Source organism: Microbacterium sp. CCH5-D1 (assembly GCF_001557335.1).
Taxonomy (GTDB): domain Bacteria; phylum Actinomycetota; class Actinomycetes; order Actinomycetales; family Microbacteriaceae; genus Microbacterium; species Microbacterium oxydans.
This window is the reverse complement of the sequence record NZ_LSJW01000299.1, coordinates 1-5,555: the sequence shown is the minus strand read 5'-3', so window position 1 is coordinate 5,555 and position 5,555 is coordinate 1. Positions and strand designations below refer to the sequence as shown.

General features: G+C 54.4%; 3 rRNA genes. All 3 read left to right on the top strand.

The window, feature by feature from the left end:
• Positions 1-260: 260 nt before the first annotated feature.
• A 16S ribosomal RNA gene (locus AX744_RS17945) occupies positions 261-1,784 on the top strand.
• 428 nt (positions 1,785-2,212) lie between these two features.
• A 23S ribosomal RNA gene (locus AX744_RS17940) occupies positions 2,213-5,317 on the top strand.
• 108 nt (positions 5,318-5,425) lie between these two features.
• A 5S ribosomal RNA gene (gene rrf / locus AX744_RS17935) occupies positions 5,426-5,542 on the top strand.
• Together the 16S, 23S and 5S rRNA genes form the textbook arrangement of a ribosomal RNA operon.
• The last annotated feature ends 13 nt before the right edge of the window (positions 5,543-5,555 follow it).

Here is a 5,555-nt window from a genome sequence, read left to right as displayed (position 1 = left end):
GGTAAGATAGAGAAGTTGCCCTTCGGGCCTGGCTGTGATGGCTGGGTCGTGGGAGCATCCGATCCTTGAGAACTCAACAGCGTGCACTTGTCAAATGCCAAATTATCCTCGTCTAGCTTCGGCTGGGTGAGAATTCCTTTGGATCAAAGACCAACCTCCTTGTGGGGTTGGCAATGGATGAAGTCAGCAATGAATTTGTCTCTTTGGTCAGCATCAAACTCGCTGCGTCACCGTTTTCCCGGTGGGGTATGCATTTCTTTTTTACGGAGAGTTTGATCCTGGCTCAGGATGAACGCTGGCGGCGTGCTTAACACATGCAAGTCGAACGGTGAACACGGAGCTTGCTCTGTGGGATCAGTGGCGAACGGGTGAGTAACACGTGAGCAACCTGCCCCTGACTCTGGGATAAGCGCTGGAAACGGCGTCTAATACTGGATATGTGACGTGACCGCATGGTCTGCGTCTGGAAAGAATTTCGGTTGGGGATGGGCTCGCGGCCTATCAGCTTGTTGGTGAGGTAATGGCTCACCAAGGCGTCGACGGGTAGCCGGCCTGAGAGGGTGACCGGCCACACTGGGACTGAGACACGGCCCAGACTCCTACGGGAGGCAGCAGTGGGGAATATTGCACAATGGGCGCAAGCCTGATGCAGCAACGCCGCGTGAGGGACGACGGCCTTCGGGTTGTAAACCTCTTTTAGCAGGGAAGAAGCGAAAGTGACGGTACCTGCAGAAAAAGCGCCGGCTAACTACGTGCCAGCAGCCGCGGTAATACGTAGGGCGCAAGCGTTATCCGGAATTATTGGGCGTAAAGAGCTCGTAGGCGGTTTGTCGCGTCTGCTGTGAAATCCGGAGGCTCAACCTCCGGCCTGCAGTGGGTACGGGCAGACTAGAGTGCGGTAGGGGAGATTGGAATTCCTGGTGTAGCGGTGGAATGCGCAGATATCAGGAGGAACACCGATGGCGAAGGCAGATCTCTGGGCCGTAACTGACGCTGAGGAGCGAAAGGGTGGGGAGCAAACAGGCTTAGATACCCTGGTAGTCCACCCCGTAAACGTTGGGAACTAGTTGTGGGGTCCATTCCACGGATTCCGTGACGCAGCTAACGCATTAAGTTCCCCGCCTGGGGAGTACGGCCGCAAGGCTAAAACTCAAAGGAATTGACGGGGACCCGCACAAGCGGCGGAGCATGCGGATTAATTCGATGCAACGCGAAGAACCTTACCAAGGCTTGACATATACGAGAACGGGCCAGAAATGGTCAACTCTTTGGACACTCGTAAACAGGTGGTGCATGGTTGTCGTCAGCTCGTGTCGTGAGATGTTGGGTTAAGTCCCGCAACGAGCGCAACCCTCGTTCTATGTTGCCAGCACGTAATGGTGGGAACTCATGGGATACTGCCGGGGTCAACTCGGAGGAAGGTGGGGATGACGTCAAATCATCATGCCCCTTATGTCTTGGGCTTCACGCATGCTACAATGGCCGGTACAAAGGGCTGCAATACCGCGAGGTGGAGCGAATCCCAAAAAGCCGGTCCCAGTTCGGATTGAGGTCTGCAACTCGACCTCATGAAGTCGGAGTCGCTAGTAATCGCAGATCAGCAACGCTGCGGTGAATACGTTCCCGGGTCTTGTACACACCGCCCGTCAAGTCATGAAAGTCGGTAACACCTGAAGCCGGTGGCCTAACCCTTGTGGAGGGAGCCGTCGAAGGTGGGATCGGTAATTAGGACTAAGTCGTAACAAGGTAGCCGTACCGGAAGGTGCGGCTGGATCACCTCCTTTCTAAGGAGCATCTGACACCTCCGGGTGTCCAGAACCCAGATCGAAGGCATACGTTCTTCGCTGGGAGCTCATGGGTGGAACATTTGACATGGTGCGAAGGATGTTGTTCTTCTCCAGTACGCCGCTTCGGTGGTTGGAACGGGGAGGGTGACGGATGTCGCACCTGCACGCTGTTGGGTCCTGAGGGACCGGATGCGCTTTGACCTTACGGGGTTGGAAGCATTTGGTTACTCTGGGCCTCTTTCTGTTTCTCCATGTTTGTGGGGTTGTGGATTGGGGCACCGCCCGTACTTTGAGAACTACACAGTGGACGCGAGCATCTTGCAGCTGATCTTCGGATCGGTTGCACAAGATGATCTTAAAGATCATTAGTCAATTTCAGATCCCGCCTTCGGGTGGGGTCGAGTTTTTGATTCAAACTCATGTGATTTCAAGTCTTTAAGAGCAAACGGTGGATGCCTTGGCATCTGGAGCCGAAGAAGGACGTAGCAATCTGCGATAAGCCTCGGGGAACTGATAAGCAAGTTTTGATCCGAGGGTGTCCGAATGGGGAAACCCCGCTGGGCGGCGTGCCGACCTAGTGACTCCCGCCTGAATATATAGGGCGGGTAGAGGGAACGTGGGGAAGTGAAACATCTCAGTACCCACAGGAAGAGAAAGCAACCGCGATTCCGTTAGTAGTGGCGAGCGAAACCGGATCAGGCTAAACCTAGCGTGTGTGATAGCCGGCAGGCGTTGCACGTTGGGGGTTGTGGGACTTTTCAGTCATCTCTGCCGAGGTGGCGGCGTTACAAGAAGGTATAGACGAACGGTCTTGAAAGGCCGGTCATAGAGGGTGCCAACCCCGTAGTCGAAATGCCTCTCTTGGCGCGAAGAGTATCCCAAGTAGCACGGGGCCCGTGAAATCCCGTGTGAATCTGTCAGGACCACCTGATAAGCCTAAATACTCCCAGATGACCGATAGCGGACAAGTACCGTGAGGGAAAGGTGAAAAGTACCCCGGGAGGGGAGTGAAATAGTACCTGAAACCGTTTGCTTACAAACCGTTGGAGCCTCCTTAGTAGGGGTGACAGCGTGCCTTTTGAAGAATGAGCCTGCGAGTTAGCGATATGTGGCGAGGTTAACCCGTGTGGGGTAGCCGTAGCGAAAGCGAGTCTGAATAGGGCGATTCAGTCGCATGTCCTAGACCCGAAGCGAAGTGATCTATCCATGGCCAGGTTGAAGCACGTGTAAGAGCGTGTGGAGGACCGAACCCACTTAGGTTGAAAACTGAGGGGATGAGCTGTGGATAGGGGTGAAAGGCCAATCAAACTTCGTGATAGCTGGTTCTCTCCGAAATGCATTTAGGTGCAGCGTTGCGTGTTTCTTGCCGGAGGTAGAGCTACTGGATGGCCGATGGGCCCTACAAGGTTACTGACGTCAGCCAAACTCCGAATGCCGGTAAGTGAGAGCGCAGCAGTGAGACTGTGGGGGATAAGCTTCATAGTCGAGAGGGAAACAACCCAGACCACCAACTAAGGTCCCAAAGCGCGTGCTAAGTGGGAAAGGATGTGGAGTTGCTGTGACAACCAGGAGGTTGGCTTAGAAGCAGCCACCCTTGAAAGAGTGCGTAATAGCTCACTGGTCAAGTGATTCCGCGCCGACAATGTAACGGGGCTCAAGCACGCCACCGAAGTTGTGGCATTGACATTATTGGTAGGCCTTCGTGGTCCAGCCGTGTTGATGGGTAGGAGAGCGTCGTGTGGCCAGCGAAGCGGCGGTGTAAACCAGCCGTGGAGGCTACACGAGTGAGAATGCAGGCATGAGTAGCGAATGACGTGTGAGAAACACGTCCTCCGAAAGACCAAGGGTTCCAGGGTCAAGCTAATCTTCCCTGGGTAAGTCGGGACCTAAGGCGAGGCCGACAGGCGTAGTCGATGGACAACGGGTTGATATTCCCGTACCGGCGAAGAACCGCCCAAGCTAATCCAGTAGTGCTAAGTGTCTGAATCCCAGTGACTGATCCCTTCGGGGTGACGCTCTGGGCCTAGCGCACGACCCCATTCTGGTGCGGTTAGCGTATTAACAGGTGTGACGCAGGAAGGTAGCCCAAGCCAGGCGATGGTTGTCCTGGTGCAAGTGCGTAGGCCGAGTCGTAGGCAAATCCGCGATTCACATAGGCTGAGACACGATGCGGATAAAAAGTGGGTGATCCTATGCTGCCAAGAAAAGCATCGACGCGAGGTTCTAGCCGCCCGTACCCCAAACCGACTCAGGTGGTCAGGTAGAGAATACCAAGGAGATCGAGAGAATCGTGGTTAAGGAACTCGGCAAAATGCCCCCGTAACTTCGGGAGAAGGGGGGCCATCCACTTATACGGATTTACTCCGAAAAGGGTGTGGTGGCCGCAGAGACTAGTGGGTAGCGACTGTTTACTAAAAACACAGGTCCGTGCCAAGTCGCAAGACGATGTATACGGACTGACGCCTGCCCGGTGCTGGAAGGTTAAGAGGACCGGTTAGCCGCAAGGCGAAGCTGAGAATTTAAGCCCCAGTAAACGGCGGTGGTAACTATAACCATCCTAAGGTAGCGAAATTCCTTGTCGGGTAAGTTCCGACCTGCACGAATGGCGTAACGACTTCCCAACTGTCTCAACCGCGAACTCGGCGAAATTGCATTACGAGTAAAGATGCTCGTTACGCGCAGCAGGACGGAAAGACCCCGTGACCTTTACTACAGCTTGGTATTGGTGTTCGGTGTGGCTTGTGTAGGATAGGTGGGAGACTTTGAAGCATGGACGCTAGTTCGTGTGGAGTCATTGTTGAAATACCACTCTGGTCACTCTGGATATCTAACTTCGAACCGTAATCCGGTTCAGGGACAGTGCCTGGTGGGTAGTTTAACTGGGGCGGTTGCCTCCCAAAAAGTAACGGAGGCGCCCAAAGGTTCCCTCAACCTGGTTGGCAATCAGGTGTCGAGTGTAAGTGCACAAGGGAGCTTGACTGTGAGACTGACAGGTCGAGCAGGGACGAAAGTCGGGACTAGTGATCCGGCAGTGGCTTGTGGAAGCGCTGTCGCTCAACGGATAAAAGGTACCTCGGGGATAACAGGCTGATCTTGCCCAAGAGTCCATATCGACGGCATGGTTTGGCACCTCGATGTCGGCTCGTCGCATCCTGGGGCTGGAGTAGGTCCCAAGGGTTGGGCTGTTCGCCCATTAAAGCGGTACGCGAGCTGGGTTTAGAACGTCGTGAGACAGTTCGGTCCCTATCCGCTGCGCGCGTAGGAAATTTGAGAGGATCTGACCCTAGTACGAGAGGACCGGGTTGGACGAACCTCTGGTGTGTCAGTTGTTCCGCCAGGAGCACCGCTGATTAGCTACGTTCGGGATGGATAACCGCTGAAAGCATCTAAGCGGGAAGCCGGCCTCAAGATGAGATTTCCATACCTTCGGGTGAGAGGCTCCCAGCCAGACTACTGGGTTGATAGGCCAGATGTGGAAGTGCAGTAATGCATGCAGCTGACTGGTACTAATAAGCCGATGACTTGATAACACACCGTTTGTTGGTGCTACGCGTCCACTGAGTGGTTCTCGATGTACGGTCGAGAACCGCATAACAACAATGACTTTGTTATGTGTTTGATTGAAACATCAATAGTGTTTCGGCGGCCATAGCGTGAGGGAAACGCCCGGTTACATTCCGAACCCGGAAGCTAAGCCTCACAGCGCCGATGGTACTGCAGGGGGGACCCTGTGGGAGAGTAGGACACCGCCGGACTCCTTTTAAACAA